This window comes from Hungatella sp. SL.1.14, assembly GCF_024460495.1.
GTDB lineage: Bacteria > Bacillota > Clostridia > Lachnospirales > Lachnospiraceae > Hungatella > Hungatella hathewayi.
In genome coordinates, this window is record NZ_JANFYJ010000015.1 from 128,623 (window position 1) to 154,526 (window position 25,904).

Here is a 25,904-nt window from a genome sequence, read left to right on the forward strand (position 1 = left end):
CGTTTTAAAAATATTTTTATCACCGGTTTTCAGCGGAACCTTTTCCCTCTTTGATGTTTTTTGGTACAGAAAAGGAGCTGCTGCTCCAGCAGATTATTTATCTACTGGAGCAGCAGCCCCTTTGATCCCGCCTATATGCTTATTTCTCTTAAATATTCCAGGAAACGCTCCACTCCGCCTCCGGTCACAGTTACCTCCTGCGGCCGTTTTCCCGGTACTTCTGATACATCAAAGAAACGGCCTGTTCTCGACTTCTCCGTGATCATGAAGCTGTCACTTCCGAAAATCCCTTCTTCGATCCCCACATATTCATCCCCCCAGTAGCTGCACTCCTCCGGCAAAATCCCAAATTCCCGCTGAAGCTTATCCAGAATCGTGTCCACGTTATCACTTTTGCTGGAGAGTCCCACCTCCAGATATTTCGCATCACAGGTAGGGGCTACTGCAATTCCGTAAGAAGCTCCGATCATCCCGGAGATCTCCAGAAGCTTTGCTAAGCCGCCCTCAATCCCGTGACGGCGTAAGCTCTCTTTGAGAATCACCAGTTCATTTTCCTGAAGGAACAGCTGATCCCCTCTCTGATTCGACACCATCAAATCAATTTTGCAGTAATTCGGCCTGGAGAACACGATGTCCGTAGGGAAATCGTACTTTTTTAACAGTTCCTTATGAATATCAAAGCAAATGCTGTGAACCGCCAGAAGGCCTTCCCGGTCCGGCAGCTTATCTGCAAATACGTACGGCCTTCCTTCCTCGTCAAACGCGTAATTATAGGCGCCGCGTCCCAGTCCCAGATATAAATGCCTCAGCTCTTCAGGAGTAAAATATGTTTCAATCTGTCCTCCTGCAATATTTTCAATCGTTGTTCCGCTGACAATCACTAATTTGATCCCCTGGGCGAGCAGCGGCTTCATGGCGGACAGGGCCGCGTCGGCCGGCGCTTTTCTGGAATAAACAGCCGTTCCATCCCAGTCAAAAAATACGGCTCTCGGTTTAACTGCAGACATACTCTCCCTCCTTATCCAGCTGATGGCAGGTATCACCCAGCCATAATTCAACACGGTTTCCTGACAGCAGCGTCACTCTCGTTCCCTCCCGGCCGGTCTGCACGTGAAGCAGGCTGCCGCGGTATAAGAAGCGGAATTCGTATCCCTTCATCTTTTCCGGAAGTATGGGATGAAGCTCCAGAACGCCCCGGTTGACTCTCAGGCCGGCAAAGCCGAAGACGACTGCCTGCCACGTTCCCGCCATGTTCGCCGCGTGGATTCCCGCATAAAAATTGTCATGGTAATCGTCCAGGTCCATTCTGGCGGACTGGGAGAAATACGCATACGCCTCTTCCCCGTATCCGATCTGACATGCCAGGATTCCGAAGATGCACGTTGAGAGTGACGAATGATGCAGCGTCACTTCCTGATAAAAATCGTAGTTGCGCCGCAGTTCCTCTTCCGTAAAGTAATTGCTGTGCAGGACCATACCGAGTATGGCATCTGCCTGTTTCGACATCCGCTGGCGGAAGATAAAGAGCGGATGATAGTTTTCATAGAGCAGGTGGCGCTTCTCCGGCGGTATTTTCGATTCTTCCCACGGTTTCCGAATCATAAAGCCGTCATCCAGCGGATAGACCTTCCGGTCTTCATCGTATGGGAAATACATATTCTCCACAATCCGGTTCCAGAGCTCCCTCTCCTCTTCCTTCAGTCCCAGCTTCGCCGCAAGGGCTTCGTATGCAGGCTCATCCATTTCACGAAGCGTATCCAGAGCCCAGCCGGCATCCCGGATATTCTCCCTCGCCATGAGATTCGTATAAAAATTGTTGTCTACGATAGCGTTGTACTCATCCGGCCCTGTCACGGCACAGATACAGTACTTGCCGCCCCTGGCTTCGGCAAAGCAGCCGACATCCGCCCAGACCCTGGCCGTTTCCACCAGCACCTCTGCGGCCTGATCCTTTAAAAATTCCATATCACCGGTTACATCGAGATACAGCTTGAAGGCATAGGCAATGTCCGCATTAATATGGTACTGCGCCGTTCCCAGCGGAAAATAAGTGGAAGCCTCCCGGCCATTAATCGTCCGCCACGGATACAGAGCACCCTTATCGTGTCCCAGAACCCTGGCTCTCGCCCTGGCCTCGTTAAGCGTATGGAAGCGGTAGCCAAGAAGCGACTTTGCCAGACTGGCGTTGGTATAGATCAGTACCGGAATCACATACATTTCCGTATCCCAGAAATAGTGGCCTTCATACCCCTCTCCCGAAAGCCCCTTGGCTCCCATGCCGTTTTTCCCGTCTCTGGAAGCAGACTGAAGAATATGAAACAGATTAAACCGCATGCCCTGCTGCAGGGCGTCATCCCCCTCAATCACCACATCCGCCTGCTTCCACATGGCTTTCATGCAGGCTTCCTGACCGTCCGCCGTACGCTTAAATCCTTTTTCTGCAGCTGCATTTAATATAGAAAGGATCAATTCCTTCATCCCGCTCTTTTCCAGATCGAGAGAGGAGGTGTAGGCCATCTGTTTTTCCGCGGTAATCTTCCGGCCTTTCCTTCCCTGCACCACCAGTTTATGGTAGCAGTGGAGTCCATCCTCCGTAATCCACCATTCCTGCGGGGCACTGCCTTCCTCTGTCACACGATCCGGCGCGCCCTCCTGCCCCGCCTTCACCGTCATCACACTGCCGCAGGCCATGGTAATCCCGCTGTGCTCCGTCGTTCCCTGATAAAACAGCATGGTTTCATCCGCTGATATCACGTCTGTAATCAGACAGCGTCCAAAGGGGCCGTAATCCACCAGCGGATTCGTCTTCCGCGTGTGATTCTCCACATCCGCATCCAGCACCGACAAAAATGTGATCTCCCCGTCAAAATTAACCGGCGTCACTTTGCAGGACATCGCCATCAAATTCTTCACTTCAAAGCTTACCAGCCGTGCTGTTTCCATATGAACGGTCCGGCCCGACGGAGAAGTCCAGTCGAAGGACCTGGTGACCGTTCCCCGATCCATATGAAGCGTTCTGCGCCAGCCGGACACCTTCCCCGTTCTGATATCCAGCTCCTCCCCTTCCAGAAAAATCCTGATCGTCTTTAAGTTGGGAAGGTTTAAGAGAGACTGGCTCTCCGTTGGAAACCCGTAGTTCCATTCCCCGTAGCGGATCGGTTCACTCTCGTAAAATCCATTGATAAAATTGCCTTCCAGTCCCTCATCTGCCGTAAACGGATACCCCTCCTCCAGGGTTCCTCTCGTGCCCAGGTACCCGTTGGACAGAGAAAATGTCGTCTCATTCCGGTAATTTGTCTCCATCTTAAATTCCGTTTCCGTCACCGTCCACGGTTCGACGGGATAGATCGGCTGTTTATTAATCTCCATTCTGTCTCGCTCCTTCAGTAATTAATCTCCCAGAAAAGTTCCTCGTTTTTAATAAATGCATATAAAAAATCCACCGCATCCGGCTTTAACGCCGTAACATGACAGGAAAGCGCCCGATACTTTAAGTTGTCCTCTCTGACTTCCGTCCTCATGCACTCCGGAACCGGAAAGCTGATCCGGTCCTCCCACCGGAACCGGGATGTCTCTTCAAACTGTTCCGGTTCCGTATACGGCCCCACTTCCGTGGTTCTGACGGGCCAGTTCTCATCTCCCGCCAGGGAATGAACGATTCCGCTGTACAGACGGGGAAGTCCGCATTCTGTATCTGCCTCCGCTTTCATCCGGACCAGGCTGTCACGGACAAAAAGGCAGAGTGCGCTGTGATCCCCGTGAGTGTCAAACTCTGATGTGGTAAATATCATTGCCGGCCGGTGTTCCTCTATCACGCCGTACAAATCTGCGGCCAGATGGGCTCTGTCATATGGCGCATGCGCTCCCCACCGTTTTTTGTGGTATTCATCCTTTTCTTCCAGACCGTACGTCTCCTCCGAACAGTGGGATCTATGAAGTCTCCCTGCGTCCGTCTCCTCATAGAGACCGTTTAAAAAGCTTTCCTCCTTCGGCATCCCCGTGTCGGCATACCCCAGAAACTCTACATTCCCGGCATCGATTCCCAGCATGGCAAGCCCGGCCAGCGTCTCCTTTAACCGGCTCCTTCCAATAGAGAGATCACTGCTCCCGTAATCACCGTTTGTCACCATCACGACGACAGCGGGAATCTTTCTTTTAGCGGCCTCCCAGAGGATACCGGCACACATGAGGATCTCATCGTCCTGGTGCGGAACAATCACCATCAGGCTGTCATGAAGCGTTCCCGACTTTTTCTTATCCATTTTTTCTCTATCCTTTCACTGCACCGGCAGCCACACCGGCGATTATGTATTTCTGCATGAATACGTAGAAAATCATGAGCGGCGCCACACCCAGCATCAGCATGGGGAACAGCGCGGTCCAGTCGGTGGCGAACTGCCCGATGTTCCGGGACACCTCCTGAAGGATTACATCCTTTTCGCGGCTCTGCAGGAACAGAAGGGGCGTCATGAATTCATTCCACACGTTCAGTGTAACGATGATAACGACCGTCGAGATTACCGGTGTGAGCAGCGGCAGAACCACCCTGAAAAACTTGCGGAACACCGTACAGCCGTCGATCTCCGCGGCTTCCTCCAGCTCCTTCGGCACCGTGCCCTCTATGAATTCCTTAAACAGGAATACCGCCTGCGGCGTATTGATGGCCACATTGACGAGAATCACTGCAAACGGAGTGTTCATCAAATGAAGGCTCTTTACGATCTTATATAAGCTGACAATGTTCATCTGAAACGGCACGATCAGTCCGGCCAGGAAGAATAAAAACATACGGTTTCCCATTTTCGTCTTCGTTCTCGCCAGTGCGTATCCGGCCATGGCGCCGAACACGACGATGATGACGACAGCCGTGGCCGTGATAAACAGCGTGTTGGCAAACGCCCTCGGGAACTGCATGTTGGTCCATGCTTTGATGTAATTTCCGATTTCCAGGTGAATCGGCAGTCCCAGGGGATTGGCCGTGGCCTCCTGGGGATTTTTAAGCGTCGTTACGATCAGATAGTATATCGGGATAAACCAGATCACCGCAATCACGAGCATGACTGCTTCCAGAATATATAAATTTCTTTTTCTCTTCGTCATTGTATCGAATCACTCCATTTCCCCATTAATTTTGTCACTACGGCGCTGATCACCAGCACGATAGCAAAGAAACACACGCCGAACGCCGATCCGGTGCTGTAAAAGCCATCCGAGATCCCCTTTTTCATCATGACGGTCATAACGGTCTCCGTCGCATTGCCCGGACCGCCCGATGTCATGGAATAGATGATATCGAACACCTTCATGCCTCCGATTAAGCCGGTTACCACGATGATCTTGACTGACGGGCACATGAGCGGCAGCGTCACGTAAAAGAATTTCTTGATTCCCCCGGCTCCGTCGATATCCGCCGCCTCGTAGAGATCCGGTGAAATACTCTGTAAGTTGGCCAGATAGATGACCATGGCCCAGCCGGTCCACTGCCATGCCTGGGTTAAAATGACGGAAAACAGCGCCCGGTCAGCAGTGAAGAAATTAAAGGTCCCAAGCCCCAGCTGGTGCAGCAGATTGTTGATCAGGCCGTAATCCGACGACGACATGATAAAATTCCACAGATAGCCGATAATCAGGGAACTGAATACAGCCGGAAAGAAGAATACGGCCCGCAGCAGGTTCCTGGTCTTCAGCTTCTTATCCAGGAGCACCGCCAGAGGCAGCGCAAGTATGGTCTGAAGCGACGTCAGCATAATAGCGTAGAGCACGGAGTTTTTTATCGCCGTAATCATCAGCGGCGTATTGAAAACCTTTATATAATTTTTAAGGCCTACAAAGCTTAAGTTGACCGGATTCATATCCGTATAATCGGTGAAGCTGTAGTAAAACGTATATAAAAACGGAACGATGGAAAACAGAAGATATACGACGAAAGCCGGCAGGATAAACACGTAGAAATACTTTCCCAGCGTCCCTGCCTGCCTCTTTTTTCTTTGAATCTGTTCCATTTCATACCCCTCCTTCTCTTCAATTTGCCCAAAAATGGGCGCAAAAAGGGAGCGTAACCCATGCGTACGCCAATATTCTTTTCAGCATGGATTACCGCTCCCATAATCGGTATCGGTCGTCAGTTACCTGCCGGGTCTTACTTTTCCAAAAGCTCCGCCACGGCCGCATCCACATTCGACAATGTGGTCTTTAAATCCTGGGAACCCAACAGGTAGCTCTGCATCTCGGTTCCGTATGTCTCATGAGCACCGGCGGCCGCACCCCATTCATTCCACGGGCAGTATACATTGCCGGCGGCCAGAGTTCCTGATACGCCTTCATAGGCGTCCGGTAAATCGAAGGATGCGCCTTCCAGATAGGAGGAACCGCCCTGATTGTTTTCCCACAGCGCCTTCTGGCCTTCCACCGTGGAGATTGCCTCCACTACCTTCATGGCTGCTTCTTTATTGGAAGACGAGCTGTTGACTGCAAAGCCGCATCCGGGACCGCCGATCAGCCATCCGTCGCTCCTTGCCGTACCATAAAACGGCATCATATCGATCTGAAGATCCGGGTTCTTGCTTGTGATGGTGTCTAAATCCCACGGTCCGGAGCAGAACATGGCTGCGCCGCCTGTTGCAAACTGCTCTAAGGCCTGATCGTGGTCAATTCCCGTCATATCTGTGGTATAAACGCCCTCCGTGATCATCTCTGACCATTTTTCCACGTATGGATCCCAGGTTCCTTCCATTTTAGCCTTGCCCTCGCGGTAATCGGAACCGAAATTCTTTCCCGCGTCTGTGGATAAGTATTCAGCAGTCACGAACGCCATGGAGTTTTTTAACATCGGCTCCCATGATTTCAGCCCTGCCGCCAGAGGTGTGATTCCTTTCTCCTTAAATTCCCTGCAGACACTGATATACTCATCGAATGTCGTCGGCAAAGCGATTCCATTCTCCTCAAACAGGGCCTTGTTGTAATAGATTCCCTCGAACCAGCTGATCCCAGGCAGAGCGTAGATGCTGCCGTCATAGGAATACACGCTGGTCCCCGCGCTGGAATACTTGGCGCCCAGATCGTTTAACGGCTCTAAATATCCCAGTCTCGCATGCTTTAAGGAAGATCCCGGAGACTCACAGATGATATCCGGCCCCTCTCCTGCCGACAGCTGGGTGTCTACGATGGTATCGTAATTGGAGTTGTCGATAAACTGGTATTCGATCTCCACATCCGGAAGTGTCTCCGCCAGATAATCCAGCATCGCCTTCATCGTATCCTCACTGTTCCAGTAGGTCATGCGAATCTTCGCCTTGTCCGTTCCCGCCTTGTCACCGGTATTGCCGGCTGCCTCCGTCACGGCTTCTCCCCCCGTTGTCCTGGGCGCTTCCGTCCCGGACGTCCCGGAGCCTCCGCAGCCTGCCAAAGCCGAAGCAGTCATTGCTGTACATAAGAGAACACTTAATACTTTCTTTTTCATGATACCTTCCTCCTTGTTGTGATTGCTTTGATGCCTATATCTTATCATCTTCCGGAGGAAGATCTTTTAACAAATTTTTTAGAAACCTTGTACTATTTTTAGAACTTCTCATCTATACAGACAGCTCCTTCAGTTCTTTTCCAATCCGCACCGTAAAACAGGTATAACCGTCTGCCGTGACAGAGGCGTAGACACCGCAGCCCGCACCGTAGTAAATCCGGATCCGCTCTTCAATATTATAAATTCCATAGCCTCTGCCCGGTGTATTTAAGATCTCCTCCAGCCGGTCCAGCTCCACCCTGGGTCCATTGTTTAGAATGCTGAAGATCAGATGGCCGTCCTCTTCCTCCAGCCGGACGATCAGCCGCCCTCTTCCTTCAATCTCCTCCTGATAATTCATGCCGTGCTCAATCGCATTTTCCACGATCGGCTGCAAAAGGAAATTCGGCATGGAAGTTTCAAACAGCGTCTCATCCAGTTCATACTCCACATCAAAGCTGTTCTCATGGGTCATGCGCTGAAGTTCCACATACGATTTTACATTTTCCAGTTCGCTTCCCACAGTGGTAATCTGTTTCCCTCCGTTCAGACTGGTCCGGTAGAACTTTGCCAAAAGCCCTGTGAGATCGCTGATCTCGTCATTTCCGGTGCGGATGGCCTTCCATTTGATGCTGGAGAGACAGTTGTACAGAAAATGCGGATTAATCATGGCCTGAAGCGCCTTTAACTCCATGGCCTTCTTCTCCAGCTCTGCCTTGTAGACCCGGTTAATCATCTCATTCAGACGGTCACACATGGTCTGCAGGCTCTTTGACACGATTCCAATTTCATCGGTATCGTTATGGTTAAGCTCCAGATTGAAATTCCCTTCCGCCACCTTTTCCGCGCTCTCCTTCAGTTCCAGTATCCTCCTGCTTAAAACCCTGGAGAGAATACCGATCAGAAACAGGCTGACAGCCAGACACAGCCCCACAATCAGCAGCGTGGATTTCAGAATCTCATACAGCTGTCCCGTGATTTCGCTTTTCGTCACATAGTAATAAAGACGCCATCCGCTGGTACTGATCGCCTCAGACATCACGATGTACTCTCCCTGGTCGCCGTCTGCCAGATTGCCTGCTTCCGCTCCGGCCAGAACAGCCTGATCTGCCGGTTCCGCTCCCGTCTGTCTGGAATAAATCGTCTTACCCTCCGTATCGGTAAGGAGAATTCCGTTATTTAAAAATGTATTATTGGAGATCGGCTCCAGAACCGACGCCGGATGGACAGTCAGCTTCAGCACGCCGATGGGCTCTGACGCCGTCTGCGCATCCAGAACCGTCCTGGTGGCAAACATACTGCCGTTCTCAAACGTCCACAGCGTCCCGAAATTCTTCTGATGGTACTGATACCACGATTCTTCGCTGCTGTCACCCACCGGTTTTAAGAAGCTTCCCACCTCCTGGCTCACATAGGGCGTATAGATTTCGATTCCCTTCATGTTATTATCACTGGTGATAAAATACCAGAAGATCGGCTCAACCACCTCGTTGAGCACCTGCGCCACCTCCACCTGGTTTCCCCGGCTGTTTTTCAGCACCTGGCGGAATTTCGCGTTATAAGATAAGTATTTGATATTATCATTTTCTCTTTTCAGCGAGGTTTCCAGATCAGAGGCCATCAGCCGCACGTTATTCCGTATGGTCTCCTCCGTCTGCCTCTCCATATTGCGTTTCGACACCGAAAAAGAGTATACTCCCAATACCAGAATCGGGACCGTAATCAGCAGCAGATAGCTGATCACCAGTTTCTTCCGGATTGAAGCGCTTCCATAATACCAGTTCAGCAATCGTTTCATCCTCATCCCTGCTGCTTTCCATTCTTCTCCCGGTACTGCCGGGGCGTCATGCCGTAATAGTTTTTGAACAGCCGGTTAAAGTACGGCTGATTCTCATATCCGCAGGCCTTTGCCACCAGAACGATCTTCAGTTCCCCCTCCTCCAGCAGCTTCCTGGCCTGTTCCATGCGGTAATCCGTAATATATTTGACCAGGTTCGCCCCGGTCTCCTTCTTAAACAGGTAGCTTAAGTAAGCAGGGGCCAGATTCACCCGCTCGGCGATATCCTCAAGTCCGATGTCATTCCGGTATTCATCCCTGACAATATTCTTAATCCGCTCCACGATTCTCGGACTGTCTCCGGCAGCATCCGTCCGTTTAGCCAGCACTTCGTTTAAGACCGCACGGAAATTGACCTCCAGCTCCTCCCCGTCTTTATAGGAAAGCAGCCGTTCCACCCTCTCAAAGAGCCTTGGTTTGTCATTAATCCCGTACTGGCTGTAAAATGCTGACAAAATATCGTAAAAGACGTGATGTACATAGATCCGGCTGACCACATGGCCGCCCACCATCGTCTCCACCAGCCGGTCTCCATATAAGATCACAAGATCATCATTTCTGTCCCCGATGGCGCCGATCATCAGTTCCTTGATCCGCTCCACCTCCGCGGCATAATACTCCGAATTCAATACAATCTCTGACAGAAACGTAATCTCTCCGCCCGTTCCGTAAAAATTCTTCCGAATCTGGCTGATCTCATCCATCTGCCGGTTCATCTCTTCCACTGTCTCAAATTCCCGGCTGACCACGATGGAAATCTCTGTCCCAAGAAGCGTTTTTCCGTCCCGGACCAGCTTTTCCAGCTGTTTCTGCAGTTCTCCGCCCACAATCCGGTTTTCGTCAGCCAGAAGCACCACCGATGAATCTGGATAGAGATTCACATACTCACAGGGAATTCGGATATACGTATGGAGCAGTTTCAAAAAGACATCCTCCTGCTGCTCAAAAATGTTCCGCCCGCTCTCCAGGCTTACCAGTACTTTCCTCTCTTTCCCCAGCTTCTGAAAGTACTCCGTAAGCATCTCCTGGTCGGCTGCCGACACGCTTCCCCCCGTAAACGCCTTGTAAAACACCCGTTTCATGGAAGCGTCCTTCTGCTCCCGTTCCTGCTTAGACTCCTCCCTCTGCCGCTCCAGTCCGCCAATCACCTTGTGCATGACCTTTAGAAACTCGTCCAGCTCGATCGGCTTTAACAGATAATCGACGGCATTGGCCTCCATGGCCCGTTTCGCGTACTCAAACTCCCCGTAGGCGCTGAAAATAACAATCCGGATACCCTGATTAAACTGAAACGTCTCCTTCGCCAGTTCCAGACCATCCTTATAAGGCATCTTCACATCCGTAAAAAGAATATCCACCGGATGCTCTTTCAAATACTCCAGCGCCTTCTGCCCGTTCTGCGCCTCCACCACCGTAAGCGGCAGCTTATATTTTTCGATCAGGAACCGGATTCCATCCCGTTCCTGAGCCTCGTCATCCACCAGCAAAATCCGAAACATATAGTCCTCCCTTTCCCCATCACTCTTTCTTATCAGCTTACCGCGCGATTGCCCACTTTGTCAATGGTTTCACTCTGTGTAACAGGAACACTTTCCAGTTACACAAAAAGACGGTAAAAGAGAGCGGCAAATCCTGGCCTCCAGGCCAGCATTTATCAGTCTCTTTTACCGTCTTTTCCCTGCATTCACGCCGTCGGGACCATAATCCCTCAAATCCCGCTCCGGTCATCCGGGAAACCGGCTTACCGGGCGGGCAGCGCATCATGTTCTTATACTCTGGATAAATACTCTCCAGTACGCGTATCAATCTTAATCTTATCGCCCTGATCCACAAACAGAGGAACGTAAACGACAGCTCCGGTCTCAACGGTAGCAGGTTTCGTAGCGCCCTGTGCCGTATCGCCCTTAAAGCCTGGCTCTGTATCTGTGATCTCCAGTTCTACGAATAACGGAGGCTCAACAGAGAATACCTTTCCGTTATAAGAACAAACCTTTAAGATATCGTTTTCCTTCACGAACTTTAACGCGTCACCGATTACTTCCGGGCTCAGTGCGATCTGCTCATAAGTGTTTGTATCCATGAAGTTATGAAGATCTCCATCCGCATATAAATACTGCATGTCCACTCTGTCGATTCTCGCTGCCGGGAACTTCTCTGTAGGACGGAACGTACGCTCCACTACACCGCCGTTTACAACGTCTTTAATTTTAGTTCTTACAAATGCAGCACCCTTACCAGGTTTTACATGCTGGAACTCCATAATCTGATAAACATTACCGTCAATCTCTAATGTGATACCGTTTCTAAAATCACCCGCTGATATCATAAATGATATTCCTCCTTGAAATTCTCTTAATCCTTTTTATTCTATACTATAATAATCCCTTTTTCAACTCTTTTTTTCAAATTCTGTATACATGACGCCGGCCGCACCTGTCGGCCGGTCTATTCACGGCCGGTCAGATAGTCCATGGCCAGGGCGTATCCCTTCAGTCCCAGTCCCACCACCTGGCCGTCGCAGACAGGTGCCGTAACGGATGTATGCCTGAATTCTTCCCTTTTATGCACATTGGAGATATGTACCTCAACCTTGGGAATCTCCACCGATGAAAGGGCGTCTCTCAGAGCGTAGCTGTAATGCGTAAACGCCCCCGGATTGATGATGATCCCTTCTGTCCCGTTGTAGTAAGCCTCCTGAATCTTATCGATTAAGCCGCCCTCATAGTTGCTCTGGTAAATATCCAGCTCATGGCCTTCTCTTTCCGCCTTCTCCTTCATCATACGTACCAGATATCCGTAATCCTCCGTGCCGTATACCCCTTTTTCCCTGATTCCCAGAAAATTCAGATTCGGTCCGTTTAACAGAAGTAACTTCATTCAAATCCCATCCTTTCTTCCAGCTCCGCCACAATCTCATCGACGGTTCTGTCATTCACATCCACGATCATTTCTGCCGCCTCCCGGTATATGGGACCGCGGACCGCAAGGAACTCTTTCACACGCTGTGTCACGTCTCCGCCCTGCAGCAGCGGCCTTGTCGTATCCCCCTTCAGCCGTTTTAACACGGTCTCCGGATTCACCTCCAGATAAACCACCGTTCCAAGCTGTTTTAACAGCTTCCGGTTCTCTTCCCGCAGAGGAAGCCCGCCTCCCACGGAAATGACCTTTTCCTGCGTATCGGAAAGCAGCGCCTGAAGGACCGCCGTCTCTGTCTTCCGAAACTCTTCCTCGCCCTTTCTGGCAAATATCTCCGAGATCGTCATGCCGGCTCGCTCCTCGATCAGCCAGTCTGTATCCACCATGGGGAGTCCGTGTTTCTTCCCGTACCGCTCTCCTACAGTCGTCTTCCCGGCCCCCATGAAGCCGATCAAAATCACATTCCTCATCGCGCTGCCTCCAGTTCTTCCCGCATCATGACTCGTGCGCCGTCGATGATGTCTCTGGTAAACACGGTCTTCGGACTCCACAGCTCATATGCAATCACGCCCTGGTAGATCAGCATGTCCAGCCCCCCGACGGCCTTGCCTCCGGCCGCTCTGACGTATTTCATGAATTTTGTCTCCATCGGCGTGTACACAATATCCACTGCCGTGTCGATCTTTCTATAAAATTCTTCGTCCTCCACCGGAGCATGGTCCACATTGGGATGCATCCCCACACTGGTTGTCTGAACCGCCAGATAAGAGCTGCCTTCCAGCCTTCCGTAATCCGCCAGCGCCATGGGAATCATCACCCGGCGGCCGTACCGCTCATTGATGATCTCCGAAAGTGCTTCCGCCTTCTCCACGCTCCGGTTCAGAGCGTAAATCACAGCCGCGCCCTCTTTCGCCAGCACACAGGCTGCCGCCCTGGCCGCTCCCCCCGCACCGAACAGAATGCAGGAGCGGTCACGGATTTCGATTCCCGCCTCCGTCATGGCCCGTTTCAGTCCTGCCGCATCCGTATTATATCCCCTGTAACCGCCCTCTGTCCGTACCAGCGTATTGACGGCGCCGATGGCCTTTGCATCCTCATCGATCTCCGCAAGATATTTCATGACCTCCTGCTTATGAGGAACCGTAACGTTTAAACCGGTAAAATTGAGAGCATAAGCCCCCTTCACCGCCGCTTCCACGCAGCCCGGCTCTACCTTGAGAGGGATATAGGCAAGATCGGTTCCCGTCTGTTCCGAATAATAATTATGCATAAGCGGCGACATGGAGTGCTCCACCGGATACGCCATGACCCCGCAAACTTTACTTTTTCCGCTTATCATACTGTCTCCTCTTTTTGTCCCTGCGATAAAAAAATAAGATGAGGGCTTCCGGATACCGCTTTAATACAATCTGAATCTCTTCTCTGGGATTGATCGGCTTCACCAGAAAGCTCTTAATTCCCGTCCGTTTGGCTCCATATACGTCGGTAAACAGCTGGTCTCCCACAAAGATCGTGCTTTGTAAGCCTGTCCCCATCAGTTCCATGGCCTTCTTATAATTCTTCACGCCCGGCTTCCCGCCCTTATAGATATAGTTAGAGCCGCCGACAGCTTCTGCAAAAGCTGCCACCCGCGGCTCTTTGTTATTGGAAAGCAGGCAGGTGTCCATGCCCAGTGCCCGCAGATAAGAGAATAAGTTCTTTGCCCTCTCATCCGCCGGCGCATCATGGGGCACCAGGGTGTTGTCTACATCAAAAATTACGCCTCTGACTCCTTCTTTATAAAGAGCATCATACGGAATATCATACGCAGAGGCCACGTCTTCATCCGGATAAAATCTGTTAAACATACCTCGTCCTACTTTTTCAATAATTTTCCGATCTCTTCCATAAACGTGTTCACATCCTTGAACTCACGATATACGGAGGCGAAACGGACATAGGCCACCTCATCGACCTCCTGCAGCTTTTTCATCACAAGCTCTCCGATCGTAGCGCTGGAGACTTCCTTTTCTTCCATATTAAAAATCTGCGTCTCGATCTCATCCACCATGGAATCAATCTGCTGGGAAGAAACGGGACGTTTGTGGCAGGAATGAAGGATTCCCTTTTCCAGTTTGGAGCGTTCGTAGACTTCCCTGGAATCGTCCTTCTTAATTACCATCAGCGGCAGAGTCTCCAGTTTTTCATACGTTGTAAATCTCTTTCCGCACTTCTCGCACTGCCTGCGGCGTCTGATGGAGCTGTTGTCATCTGCCGGTCTTGAATCAATGACCTTTGTGTCTGCTTCATTACAAAATGGACATTTCACGTCGCTATCCTCCTGTTGGCGATTCCCCGCTCCTTCACTGCAAAGCGGAGGAATCCACTGTTTTTTTGTACAGAATACGGGAGCCGCAAAACAGAATACACAGTTTTCCCGGCTCCGGATCCCTTACTTTTTAATTATGTATATCATACCCCACAATCCATAGATTCGCAAGCACAACTTATACTATATCTTGCATTTTTCCTCAGTTTTTTCCAGATCTACTTTCACCAGGATGATGTCACGCCCTACCTGACAGATGTCACTGTAAGGAATGATGTACTCCTTTTCTCTGACCAGAAATCCGCAGAAGCAGCCCGGTCCGGGAACGATAATCGCCAGGAGACAGCCCGTATCCATATCAAAATCCACATCACCCACATAACCGAGGCGTTTACAGTCACAGATATTAATCACTTCTTTTTGTTTGAGATCTGAAATGCGCATAGCCTGCACCTTCTATATTCCTTAGTGTATTCTATGCGCATTTCCTGTGTGTGATACAATTTGTTACTCTGTCACGTTCTCGTAGAAGCCGCTGCTGCCGTCATAAAACGGTTCCTGATCATAACAGGCCTCTTCCTGCCTCCGTCCGGCATTGATATCGAGATAGAAGTGAATCATGGTCGTTTCCATATACGGTAAAATCCACAAAAATCCAATTCCAAAGGATCCTGCCCCCAGTAAATACATTCCGATAAAACTGAGATCGAGATAAAACAGGCGTCCCTTATTCCCCTTCATCAGAGCCGCGCTCTCCCGCAGACAGCTGATCACCGTTCGCTCAGGGTCCTCCATCAGGAGGTAGCCCGCCATCTTGAAGTACAGCGAATACACGACAATTCCGATGAGCTGCAGCAGATACATCAGAAACTGAAGCGCCATCAGGATGGGAATATATCCTGTAATACGCGCGGAGAAACTCACCACAAAGTATGGAATCCCCGCAGCCATGCCGAATGCCATATTAATAAAATATAAGCCTAAAAACCGCTGGGGTCTGTGGGTAAACGCAAACAGCATGTCCCCCAGTGCAAACGGCCGGCCTGTACTCATATGATAGAACATTCTCCGGATTCCGGCCATCACAAGATAAATCAGAAGGATGGCGATAAAATAGATCACCAGCATCATGACCAGTGAGCGCGTCATACTGCTTCGAATGTAGCCTGCTCCGCCAATTATCGAAAAGGTACCGGCCATCGATACACCGATAAAAACCATGCAAATAACGATCAGAAAGACGTCCACAATCAGCATGGCTCCCACAGCCGTCCCATAGTTGCCCGAGAGCGTCAGCTTCGCGCGTTTTTTAAGATCCGACGATGTTGTCTTCATTAATATACACCTCCTGACAGAAGGGATGAGCTCATGATTCCAAATACAAATATCAAAGCCATGGCCGCCAGAAACAGCCCGATCACCGAGGTGATAAGACCCGCCCTGGCGTATCCCTCCATCGTGTCCCCTGCCTTCGACAACAGCGCAAATAAAATTCCCAGACTGCCAAAAATCAGCCCGCCGTAACAGCAGCAGGAGGTAACGATCCCGATAATCCCCATGATAAGAGAGGCCAATGCCATGCTGCTCTGTCTCTGCGGCTGCTTATATCCTGAATTTACCGCCTGCCGGTATTCGTCCCGGTAATATCCGGTTTGCTGCTGGTATCCGTTCTGTCCGTATTCGTTCTGATAATTCTCTTCCTGCCGATATTCGGCCTGATAGTTTTCTTCCTGCTGATATCCGGCCTGCGTCCATTCCTCAGGCTGTCTGCTGTATTGATCCGGATACCGATCCATTTCATCGAATCCCTGCCCGATTCCGCCGCCTGATTCTTCGCAGCGGTCCGCGGCTGCTCCGCCAGCGGCTGCCGGCTTTTCTCCCATGGCCGCCGGTTCCTCATGCACTGATTCCCGCTCGGAATCAGGACCATCGTATTCGTACTGCCTGTCGTCTTCCATATCCTGCCTCCCATTCCTCCTGTTTGTAACTATGTATATATTTACCTATTATACAATACGAATCACTATCTGTAAAATTAAGTTTTTCTTGCCAAATCGTCCCAAATAAAATCGAGTTCCCGAATCTGTACACAAAAAAGGAAACAGATTGTTTTATCCTGATCTGTTCCCTTTTTTTGTACCATATTCATTTTTATCCGAAACGGTATGATATACAGCAGAATTTTCCTGTTTCGTTTAGAATAACGGAACTACGGCACCCTGATACGTATCTTCAATATACTGTTTCACTGTCTCGCTCGTCAGCGCATCGATCAGAGCCAGAGTTGCGTCGGATTTCTCCTCTCCTTTGCGAACCGCTACGACATTTCCGTAGGTGGTTGCTGCGATCGACTGGGAGTCTTCGGTTGCCAGCGCATCCGATACCTTTAAGCCTGCCTCAATGGCGTAGTTGCCGTTGATTACGGCGATGTCCACATCACCCAGAGAACGCGGAAGCTGTGCAGCCTCGATCTCCATGATCTTTAAGTTCTTATCGTTCTTTACGATATCGTTCTTTGTCGCTTCCAGGCCAACGCCTTCCTTTAACTCGATCAGACCGTTGTCGGCCAGCAGCAGAAGCGCTCTCGCCTCGTTGGATACGTCGTTTGGTACCGCAACCTGTGCTCCGTCGGCCAAGTCTGCCAGGGAAGCGGTCTTTCCGGCATAGATTCCAAATGGCTCATAGTGGATCGCACCTGCGGATACAAGATCTGTGCCGTTTTCCTGGTTGAACTGCTCTAAGTATGGGAAATGCTGGAAATAGTTGGCATCCAGGTCACCGGACTCCAGCGCCAGATTCGGCTGTACGTAATCGGTATACTCCTTGATTACCAGATCGTATCCCTTCTCTTTTAAAATGTCCTTTGCCGCCTTTAAAATCTCTGCATGGGGCGCCGGTGAAGCTCCAACTACCAGCTTCTTTAATTCTCCGGCTTCTGCCGTTGTCTCATCGGCCGGTGCAGCGCTCTCCGTCTCTTTGGATTCTGTGACAGCCGCTGTTGTCGTCCCGGCAGTCGTTTCCTTGTTGTTTCCGCCGCAGGCGGTCAGTGCTCCCGCTGCAAAAAACGCGGCAGCCAGTACGTAAAGTGATTTCTTCATAATTGTTTCCTCCTTTTTGGTGTGCAGTTTCCTGCGCTTTTTGGTGATACGGTGACTCGCGCGCAGAGCGTGCGGGTGATCGTGTCTATGGTAACGCCTTACGGCCATTACTTTCTGAATCTTACAGCCAGACTATGCCTCTACCGGATTCGCTTATCGCTGACCCGGGACAGCTTCATGCCCGCCTCCTGTATAATCTGTACAATAATAACGAGAATTGCCACCGTCACGAACATCATCTCTGTCTGATAGCGGTAATAGCCGTATTTGATCGCGATATCTCCCAGGCCGCCGCCTCCTACGAAGCCGGACATGGCCGAATAAGACAGGATGGTGGTCACTGACAGTGCGGCGCCTACAAGCAGGGACGGCTTCGCTTCCGGAAGGAGCACCTTCCATACAATCTGCATGGTGGAAGCCCCCATGGACTTGGCAGCTTCGATCACTCCCGCATCCACTTCCTTAAAGGACGACTCCACGACTCTCGCCACATAAGGCGCGGCTGCAATTACCAGCGGCGGAATCACTGCTTTGGCTCCCAGCGTTGTTCCCACAATTTTTTTGGTAATCGGAATCACCATGATCAGCAGGATAATAAACGGTACGGAACGAAGCAGGTTGATGGCCAGACCGAGAATTTTCTGAAGCCACGGAACCGGCCGGATTCCATCCTTATCCGTTACAATCAGGATAATTCCCAGCGGAATACCGATTAAATAGGCAAAGAAGGACGACGTGAAGGTCATGAACAGCGTCTCCCAGATCCCGGCCTTCAGCATATCAAATGTAGCGGCATCAAATGTCATAATCCGTCACCTCCTCAAATGGTACTTTAGCTGTTTTTAAGTAATTGACTACCCGGTTTGCGTCGACCTCCTCCTCGGGGAGCTGGATCACCATCTGCCCCATGGCGGTTCCACTTATGTCGCGCGTCTCTGCATGGATTATATTCACCGGCACTTTACAGGCCAGGATCATATTGGATAACACCGGCTCGAAAGAGGAACGTCCGTCGAAGGAGATTCTCACCCTCCTGGACTTTCCGAATTTTGCCGCCTGTCCGGCCGCGTCGCCTAAGATCAGCTGCCGTCCGATCTTTGACTTCGGTTCGGAAAAGATCTCCGTCACACTCCCCACCTCCGCGATATGGCTCTGGTCTATGATCGCCACACGGTCGCAGATCGCTTCGATTACAGACATCTCGTGGGTGATCACTACCACGGTGACTCCCATTGATTTGTTGATTTCTTTCAACAGTGCCAGAATCGATTTTGTGGTGTTGGGGTCCAGAGCACTGGTGGCCTCATCACACAGAAGGATCTTCGGGTTGGTGGCCAGCGCCCTGGCGATCGCCACTCTCTGCTTCTGTCCCCCCGAAAGCTGGGACGGATACGCATCCTTACGGTCTGCAAGCCCTACGAGCCCCAAAAGCTCCATGGCCCGTTCTTTCGCCTCTTTCTTCGATGTGCCTGCGATCTCCAAGGGGAAGCAGACATTCTGAATGACATTTCTCTGTGCCAGTAAGTTAAACTGCTGGAAGATCATGCCCATGGACTGTCTCGCCTTTCTCTGATCCCGTCCGGACATGGAGGCCAGGCTTCTGTTCTCAAACAGAACCTCGCCGGAAGTCGGCACCTCCAGATAATTGATGCACCGTACCAGAGTACTCTTTCCTGCGCCGGAAAGGCCGATAATTCCAAATATTTCCCCCTGGCAGATCGTTAAGTTGATGTCGTCCAGCGCCTTGATCGGTCCGCCTGCCGTCCTAAACTCCTTGCCCAGCCCCACCAGCTGAATAATTGGTTCTGATGACTGCATGTCTTTTGTTTCCTTTCTTTTTTATTCCTGCTACGAAAAAAGGCCGCAAGCCCTGCACAGACTTGCGACCACAGCGATTCAAGATTCAATCTCCCTGTTTGCCATAAACTCCAATCACAATCCATACAAATGAAATATCATTTTCGATTTTTTACGCACATTGACATACGGCACATCATCATGCCGTTCATCATGTACATATTCATCTGCATGGCTTTTAACTGGTTCATAGCGGTTACTCCCTTCGCCTATTCCTATAGTTCGACTAGGATTTTAACTTATGAGGCGTATTTTACGCCATATCATACCATTTGTCAAGCATAAATTCGTCAGACTCACGGATTTTAAGTTACTGGTCAGGAACAGAGATCAACAATTACCTGTGCAAACATCTTGGCACTGACGATGAGTTCCTCGATGACTGCGAACTCATCCGCTCCGTGCATACGGTTATCTGTCTCCGGCATGGCAGCTCCAAAGGCCACTCCGTTCTTCAGTTCATGGACGTAGGTCCCTCCGCCGATGGCTATGCACTCGCCCGTACGGCCCGTATACTCCTCATAAGTGCGAAGAAGCGTGCGGATAAATTCAGAATCTCCATCCACGTGATGAGGCGGCTTCATGGAGTCATTTAAGAGCGTAAAGCCTTTCTCCGCCATCTTTGCCTTAGCCACCTCCAGAACATTCTCTTTCGTGGCGCAGACCGGGCAGCGGCTGTCAAAGGTGCCGTCCAGTTCACGGTCGGAGATGGTCAGCAGGCTGAAGGCCAGCGTTAAATCTCCGGAAAGTTTGTCGCTCATGGCGATTCCCAGGGCCTTGCCGGAGGTGTCGCCGTGAGGAATCAGCTCCAGAAGGCGGCCGATGGCACTGATCTGTTCGCAGGGCGCAAACGGCAGTCTCTGAATCAGGACAAGAAGACCTGTCAGCGCATTGTTGCCCTCTTCCGGTTTCGACGCGTGAGCGCCTGCACCGATGGCTGTAATCGTCGCCGCATCCTCTTCCACATCGAATTCAAAACGGATACCGGTTTCTCCGCTCACTTCCTCAGCAGCCTTCTCCATGACCTCCACGTCAATTCCCTGCACGGTGGCGCGGGCTTTTCCAGGCACTACATTGACCTTAATACCGGCTTCCACGGAAACCAGCTTCGGCAGCGCGTCAGACGGGGCAAAGGAAGCGGTGAAATGACCGTTTAATCCGCCTTTTTCCGTATTCACCACCGGATAGGATCCGTCCGGTGAAAATGTCATCGGGGCTTCCTTTTCAATTGCATAGTAGTGAGCGATATCAGAGCTTCCGCACTCCTCGTCGGTTCCCAGGATCAGGCGTGCATTCTTTTTAAGAGGAATTCCCAGCTCTTTTACGGCTCTCATGGCGTAGAGAGCGGCAACTGCCGGTCCCTTATCATCCGCGGTACCGCGTCCAAAGAGCTTATCTCCTTTTACCACCGGTTCAAACGGTTCCGTCTCCTTCCAGCCTTCCCCAGCCGGTACTACATCCAGATGGGCCAGAATATCCAGCTGGCTCTCTTTCTCATTCAAATCCACGGTTCCTACGTAATTATCGTAATTCGTGATGGAGAATCCGTAGTTTTCAGCCATGGAAAGAGCCTCAGCCAGCGCCGTAAACGCGCCCTCGCCGTATGGCATGCCTTCCTTATACGGCATTTTCTCACTGTTAATCCGGCACAGAGTACAGATGTCTTCAAGCATCTCCTGTCTGTGTGCCTCGACAAACTCCTCAATCTCTTTTCTGTACATGTCTTATCCTTTCCTGCAGCGCTTACGCCGCTTTTATTTCATCATGGAAGCCAGAATCTCATTGACAGCCTTGCCGTCCGCCTTGCCTTTTACCTTCGGCATCAGGACTTTCATGATTTTCCCTTTGTCTGAAGGCGCCGGCTTTTCGATCTCCAGCTCAGCCAACACAGCTGTGACGATCTCGCGGATCTGCTCTTCGCTCATATCCTCAGGCGCAAATTCCTTGTAAACCGACAGACGGTAAGCTGCCTCCTCGCGGATGTCATCCCGGTCCGCAGGCGCGGTGTCATACGTCTCCTGAGACTGCCTGATCTCTTTCTTTACTACTGCATTTGCCTCGTCCTCGGTAATCGGCGTGTGATCCTTTTTATCGATTTCGAAATTCTTCAGTGCAGAAAGAAGCATGGATAATGCATCTTTCCTCTGCTTGTCTTTCGCCTTCATGGCTTCTACCATCGCTGCCCTGACTACATCAATCTTACTCATATCTGCTGCCTCCTTGTTGATCTGTTTATTAGTTTTTACCGAACTCACTGAGTTTAAGGCCCGGATTCCGTTCCAGGACCATGCCCACGCTCCAGCTGTTTACAAACAGCAGAAGCGGATTATCCTTCAGATCCTTGATGCGCTTCATATCGGAGGTTCCCTGAATCTTCGCCACATCAATCTCATCCTTATTCTCTACCCAGCGGATATATTCATACGGAAGCTTCTCCAGCTTGACCTCCACGTTGTACTCATTCTCCAGACGGTATGTGAGAACCTCGAACTGCAGTTCTCCGACCACTCCGACGATGATCTCCTCCATACCGGTATTAAACTCCTGAAAAATCTGGATGGCGCCTTCCTGGGCGATCTGATTCACGCCCTTTATAAACTGTTTCCGCTTCATGGTATCCATCTGGCGCACTCTGGCAAAATGCTCCGGCGCAAATGTGGGGATTCCTTCAAATTCAAACTTTTCATTGGACAGACACAGCGTGTCCCCGATGGAAAAGATCCCCGGATCGAAAACGCCGATAATGTCTCCCGCGTATGCCTCCTCCACGATCTTTCTGTCCTGCGCCATCATCTGCTGCGGCTGGGACAGCCGGAGTTTCCTGCCGCCCTGCACGTGGTTTACCTCCATACCGGCGGAAAACTTTCCGGATACGATCCGCATAAATGCGATTCTGTCGCGGTGAGCCTTATTCATGTTCGCCTGGATCTTGAATACGAAGGCCGAAAACTCTTCCTCAAACGGATCGATCACGCCTTTATCCGCCAGTCTCGGCAGCGGCGTTGTCGTCATCTGAAGGAAATGCTGTAAAAACGTCTCAACGCCGAAATTCGTAAGCGCTGATCCGAAAAATACCGGAGATAAATCGCCTTTTCCAACACGATCCATATCCAGCTCGTCACTGGCCCCATCTAACAGTTCGATATCTTCCATCAGCTGGTGGTGGTAATCCTCTCCGATCAGCCAGTCTACCTGCGGATCACCCAACAGCACCTCAGTGGCATCGACTGCCTTCTGCCCGTTCATTGCAGCCTGGAAGGTCGTGATCGTCTTTTTATTTCTGTCGTAAACACCCTTGAACTCATGGCCGCAGCCAATCGGCCAGTTGACCGGACACGTACGGATTCCCAGCACCGTCTCGATCTCATCCATCAGTTCAAACGGATCCCTGGCTTCCCGGTCCATCTTATTAATAAAAGTAAAAATGGGAATGTGGCGCATAACACAGACCTTGAACAGCTTGATCGTCTGCGCCTCGACACCCTTGGATCCATCTATGACCATGACCGCGGAATCCGCCGCCATAAGGGTTCGATATGTGTCCTCCGAGAAATCCTGATGCCCCGGGGTATCCAGGATATTGATGCAGTAACCGTCGTAATTAAACTGCATTACCGAGGAGGTAACGGAAATACCTCTCTCCTTCTCGATCTCCATCCAGTCTGAGACCGCATGCTTTGCCGCCTTTCTCCCCTTAACAGAGCCCGCCAGGTTGATCGCGCCTCCGTAAAGCAGAAACTTCTCCGTAAGTGTCGTCTTACCGGCATCCGGATGGGATATAATGGCAAAGGTTCTTCTCTTCTTTATTTCTTCAGTTATATTCGACAAAATGTTTCCTCCAATTATTCGTGTCAATCTTTTTTATTGTATTATTATTCCATTACAAAGTCAAGATTCATGTGGTGATGCTTCCAAATGTCTGTTACAGTTTCCTCCCCGTCAGGGGCACCGCAGTCTGGATCGGCCGGGCCGGTTTCCTTAGCCTTTCCTGTGACTTTGCAGGGTATTAGAAGTTCTTAACGCGCAAAATTTTTCGTTCAGGGGAAATGTCCACCTGTTTGAGCGACAGCGAGTTTGGGCATTTCCCCTGGTTTTTAGAAAAATTCTGCACGTTTAGAACTTCTTATGCCCGAAACCGGAACTGGAAAGGCTAAGGAAACCGGCCCGGCCGATCCAGACTGCGGTGCCCCTGGCGGGGAGGGAACTGTAACTTACAGATGTTTCAGCCACATTTTCACGAGAGGAATCCAGCTCTGGCACTGTTCCACCACCTGGAAGCCGTTACCGGCCGTCTCCTCATCGGCCAGTGAAAGCCCGTGCCCGCCGACTGGATAGATATGAAGTTCAAAGTTGACATTCTTCCGCTTCATGGCGGCAGCGAGAAGAAGGCTGTTCTCCACCGGAACGGTTTCGTCCGTATACGTATGCCAGATAAATGCCCCCGGCGTCTCTTCCGTCACGAAATTCTCCAGGGAAACAGCATCTCTCTGTTCCTGGGTCACATCGTCCCCCAGGAGCCGTTTAAAGGAATTTTCATGTGCGTACTCGCCGCCTGTAATGACCGGATAGCACAGGATCATACCATCCGGGCGGATCTGCTCAGGTGTTCTGCCAATCGCATCATAGACCAGCTCCCGGTTCCAGAATACGCCGAGGCTGCAGACCAGGTGACCGGCGGCAGAAGAACCGCACGCAATGATTTTTTCAGGATCCACCTTCCACTCTGCCGCGTGTTCCCTGATATATGCAACCGCTTCCCCGAGTTCTCTCACAGAAGTTGGAAAATGGTTGGGAGCAACGCTGTAATCGAGAATAAAAGCATGACAGCCCATAGCCATAAACTGAAGCGCCAGGGGCTCACTCTCCCGGTCCGATCTCTGCCAGTATCCGCCTCCGGCGCAGACGATCACTGCCGGCCGCTTTCTATCCGGTGCCACGCTCACCTCTTTTATCAGATATCCGGTAAGCAAAGCCGGTCCTGTCAGCTGCCCCGGAACAATAATTTCTTTTTTCTCTGTATTCATGTTGATTTCCCCTTTTTCCTTTACTCTTATTTTTCTGCTGTTATGGCCTGAATTTCATCCAGCAGCCGGTCAGCGACTTCTTCCTTCGTCATCTTCTCCAGCTCCAGATCCCGCTCTCTCGTAATGATGGTTACAACATTCGTATCTGTGCCGAAACCGGCGCCTTCCACCTTCAGATTATTCGCCACAATCATATCAATATTCTTCTTATCCAGCTTAACCCTGGAATTCTCCAGCATATTCTGGGTTTCCATGGAAAATCCGCAGAGGAACTGGCCTTCCTTCCGGTGCGCCCCCAGCCATTTTAAAATGTCGTCGGTCCGCTCCAGCTCGATCGCCATATCGCCATCCGTCTTCTTCGTCTTTTCCGTGCCTGCGGATTTCGGCCGGTAGTCTGCTACTGCAGCCGCCTTGATGATAATATCCTGTTCCGCCGCCGCTTTCGTCACCGCCTCAAACATGTCTCTGGCACTTTCGATCTCGATCAGCTTTACAAAACGAGGTTTGGGCGTGTCGGTCTTCCCGGTTATAAGCGTCACATCGGCTCCGCGCAGTGCCGCAGCCTTTGCAACGGCATAGCCCATCTTGCCGGTAGAATGGTTGGTAATATAACGGACGGGATCGATCGCCTCCCTTGTAGGCCCTGCTGTGACAAGAATCTTACTGCCTTCCAGATCCTTCTGCGCCCCGATCTCCTTCTCTATATAATCAAACAGCTCGGCCGGCTCCGGCATCTTTCCCGCCCCGGTATCGCCGCAGGCTAAGTAGCCCACCGCCGGTTTGATCACTTCCATCCCATACTTTTCACAAATCTTTATATTATCCTGAACAACCGGGTTTTCATACATGTTCGTATTCATGGCCGGCGCAATGATTTTCTTACAGCGGCAGGCCAGAACGGTCGTGGTCAGCATATCATCGGCCAGTCCGTGTGCCAGCTTTGCAATGATATTGGCGGAAGCCGGAGCAATCATCACCACATCCGCCTGCTTCGCCAGCGCCACATGCTCCACGCTGAATTCAAAATTCCGGTCAAAGGTATCTACAAGGCATTTGTTTCCCGTCAGCGTCTCAAATGTGATCGGATTGATAAAATTAGTCGCATTCTCTGTCATCAGCACCTGGACATGACAGCCCTTTTTCACCAGCATACTGGCCAGTCCGGCCGTCTTGTACGCCGCGATACTTCCCGTAATTCCCAGTACAACATGTTTTCCTTTCAGCATAAGTGCCTCCTGCCTCGCTTCTTTTTATTCCTGCTTACATTGTTATTTTGCCTGAAATGTGGTAAACTCGTGAAAAACCTTAGTTAGTTCGTGAAAAACCTCACTAAGTGCTCATAGTATACCATAACCTCTAAATTTTG

Annotated in this window: 25 protein-coding genes; all 25 read right to left on the minus strand. The window is 50.8% G+C overall.

What is annotated here, in order from left to right; genetic code table 11:
- Nucleotides 1-131: 131 nt before the first annotated feature.
- Nucleotides 132-1,007 carry a hypothetical protein gene (locus NE473_RS16935; RefSeq protein WP_055651126.1) on the minus strand — a complete coding sequence of 292 codons (876 nt, stop codon included), beginning with the start codon at nt 1,005-1,007 and terminating at the stop codon, nt 132-134.
- Entirely contained in the window at nt 994-3,369 is a 2,376-nt protein-coding gene (locus NE473_RS16940; RefSeq protein ID WP_256265347.1) for a glycoside hydrolase family 65 protein, read from the minus strand. Before NE473_RS16940 ends, NE473_RS16935 begins: the two co-directional genes overlap by 14 nt.
- 14 nt (nt 3,370-3,383) lie before the next feature.
- Complete coding sequence (locus NE473_RS16945; protein WP_055651128.1) at nt 3,384-4,262, minus strand: PIG-L deacetylase family protein; 879 nt, start codon at nt 4,260-4,262, stop codon at nt 3,384-3,386.
- A 7-nt stretch (nt 4,263-4,269) separates the two neighbouring features.
- Nucleotides 4,270-5,100 carry a carbohydrate ABC transporter permease gene (locus tag NE473_RS16950; RefSeq protein WP_022033621.1) on the minus strand — a complete coding sequence of 277 codons (831 nt, stop codon included), beginning with the start codon at nt 5,098-5,100 and terminating at the stop codon, nt 4,270-4,272.
- Nucleotides 5,097-6,002: a carbohydrate ABC transporter permease gene (locus NE473_RS16955; protein ID WP_006777447.1), complete on the minus strand. Its 906-nt coding sequence runs from the start codon at nt 6,000-6,002 to the stop codon at nt 5,097-5,099. Before NE473_RS16955 ends, NE473_RS16950 begins: the two co-directional genes overlap by 4 nt.
- Before the next feature lie 137 nt (nt 6,003-6,139).
- Nucleotides 6,140-7,459 carry an ABC transporter substrate-binding protein gene (locus NE473_RS16960; protein ID WP_022033622.1) on the minus strand — a complete coding sequence of 440 codons (1,320 nt, stop codon included), beginning with the start codon at nt 7,457-7,459 and terminating at the stop codon, nt 6,140-6,142.
- A gap of 112 nt (nt 7,460-7,571) precedes the next feature.
- Nucleotides 7,572-9,296 (minus strand): sensor histidine kinase, encoded by a 1,725-nt coding sequence (locus NE473_RS16965; protein ID WP_022033623.1) that lies wholly within the window; start codon nt 9,294-9,296, stop codon nt 7,572-7,574.
- A gap of 2 nt (nt 9,297-9,298) precedes the next feature.
- On the minus strand, nt 9,299-10,834 hold the full coding sequence (locus tag NE473_RS16970; protein ID WP_055651129.1) for a response regulator: 1,536 nt from the start codon (nt 10,832-10,834) through the stop codon (nt 9,299-9,301).
- A 269-nt stretch (nt 10,835-11,103) separates the two neighbouring features.
- Complete coding sequence (efp, locus tag NE473_RS16975) at nt 11,104-11,661, minus strand: elongation factor P (RefSeq protein WP_002603599.1); 558 nt, start codon at nt 11,659-11,661, stop codon at nt 11,104-11,106.
- A 119-nt stretch (nt 11,662-11,780) separates the two neighbouring features.
- Entirely contained in the window at nt 11,781-12,212 is a 432-nt protein-coding gene (gene aroQ / locus NE473_RS16980; RefSeq protein ID WP_006777462.1) for a type II 3-dehydroquinate dehydratase, read from the minus strand.
- On the minus strand, nt 12,209-12,721 hold the full coding sequence (locus NE473_RS16985) for a shikimate kinase (RefSeq protein ID WP_022033625.1): 513 nt from the start codon (nt 12,719-12,721) through the stop codon (nt 12,209-12,211). Before NE473_RS16985 ends, aroQ begins: the two co-directional genes overlap by 4 nt.
- Nucleotides 12,718-13,590, minus strand: a complete 873-nt coding sequence (gene aroE, locus NE473_RS16990; RefSeq protein ID WP_055651131.1) for a shikimate dehydrogenase — start codon at nt 13,588-13,590, stop codon at nt 12,718-12,720. The genes NE473_RS16985 and aroE overlap by 4 nt, the downstream gene beginning before the upstream one ends.
- Complete coding sequence (locus NE473_RS16995) at nt 13,571-14,098, minus strand: YqeG family HAD IIIA-type phosphatase (protein ID WP_055651132.1); 528 nt, start codon at nt 14,096-14,098, stop codon at nt 13,571-13,573. The genes aroE and NE473_RS16995 overlap by 20 nt, the downstream gene beginning before the upstream one ends.
- Nucleotides 14,099-14,106: 8 nt before the next feature.
- Nucleotides 14,107-14,559 (minus strand): transcriptional regulator NrdR, encoded by a 453-nt coding sequence (nrdR, locus tag NE473_RS17000; RefSeq protein ID WP_006776381.1) that lies wholly within the window; start codon nt 14,557-14,559, stop codon nt 14,107-14,109.
- A gap of 183 nt (nt 14,560-14,742) precedes the next feature.
- Nucleotides 14,743-15,003, minus strand: a complete 261-nt coding sequence (locus NE473_RS17005) for a PRC-barrel domain-containing protein (protein ID WP_006776382.1) — start codon at nt 15,001-15,003, stop codon at nt 14,743-14,745.
- 63 nt (nt 15,004-15,066) lie between these two features.
- Complete coding sequence (locus tag NE473_RS17010) at nt 15,067-15,894, minus strand: DUF975 family protein (protein WP_022033628.1); 828 nt, start codon at nt 15,892-15,894, stop codon at nt 15,067-15,069.
- The gene (locus NE473_RS17015) at nt 15,894-16,517 is read right to left on the minus strand and encodes a DUF4190 domain-containing protein (protein WP_055651133.1); all 624 of its coding nucleotides are present in this window, start codon (nt 16,515-16,517) and stop codon (nt 15,894-15,896) included. Before NE473_RS17015 ends, NE473_RS17010 begins: the two co-directional genes overlap by 1 nt.
- Nucleotides 16,518-16,754: 237 nt before the next feature.
- A complete protein-coding gene (locus tag NE473_RS17020) occupies nt 16,755-17,657 on the minus strand; it encodes a MetQ/NlpA family ABC transporter substrate-binding protein (RefSeq protein ID WP_022033630.1) in 903 nt (300 codons plus the stop codon).
- Nucleotides 17,658-17,797: 140 nt separating this feature from the next.
- Entirely contained in the window at nt 17,798-18,463 is a 666-nt protein-coding gene (locus NE473_RS17025; RefSeq protein ID WP_022033631.1) for a methionine ABC transporter permease, read from the minus strand.
- Nucleotides 18,453-19,475 carry a methionine ABC transporter ATP-binding protein gene (locus NE473_RS17030; RefSeq protein ID WP_055651134.1) on the minus strand — a complete coding sequence of 341 codons (1,023 nt, stop codon included), beginning with the start codon at nt 19,473-19,475 and terminating at the stop codon, nt 18,453-18,455. The genes NE473_RS17025 and NE473_RS17030 overlap by 11 nt, the downstream gene beginning before the upstream one ends.
- 356 nt (nt 19,476-19,831) lie before the next feature.
- The gene (locus NE473_RS17035; RefSeq protein WP_055651135.1) at nt 19,832-21,235 is read right to left on the minus strand and encodes a Sapep family Mn(2+)-dependent dipeptidase; all 1,404 of its coding nucleotides are present in this window, start codon (nt 21,233-21,235) and stop codon (nt 19,832-19,834) included.
- Nucleotides 21,236-21,268: 33 nt separating this feature from the next.
- Nucleotides 21,269-21,721 carry a GatB/YqeY domain-containing protein gene (locus NE473_RS17040; RefSeq protein ID WP_055651136.1) on the minus strand — a complete coding sequence of 151 codons (453 nt, stop codon included), beginning with the start codon at nt 21,719-21,721 and terminating at the stop codon, nt 21,269-21,271.
- Nucleotides 21,722-21,749: 28 nt separating this feature from the next.
- The gene (locus tag NE473_RS17045) at nt 21,750-23,342 is read right to left on the minus strand and encodes a peptide chain release factor 3 (RefSeq protein WP_055651137.1); all 1,593 of its coding nucleotides are present in this window, start codon (nt 23,340-23,342) and stop codon (nt 21,750-21,752) included.
- 383 nt (nt 23,343-23,725) lie between these two features.
- A complete protein-coding gene (locus NE473_RS17050; protein WP_022033637.1) occupies nt 23,726-24,538 on the minus strand; it encodes an alpha/beta hydrolase in 813 nt (270 codons plus the stop codon).
- Between the two features lie 26 nt (nt 24,539-24,564).
- On the minus strand, nt 24,565-25,764 hold the full coding sequence (gene coaBC / locus NE473_RS17055) for a bifunctional phosphopantothenoylcysteine decarboxylase/phosphopantothenate--cysteine ligase CoaBC (protein ID WP_055651138.1): 1,200 nt from the start codon (nt 25,762-25,764) through the stop codon (nt 24,565-24,567).
- Between the last annotated feature and the right edge of the window lie 140 nt (nt 25,765-25,904).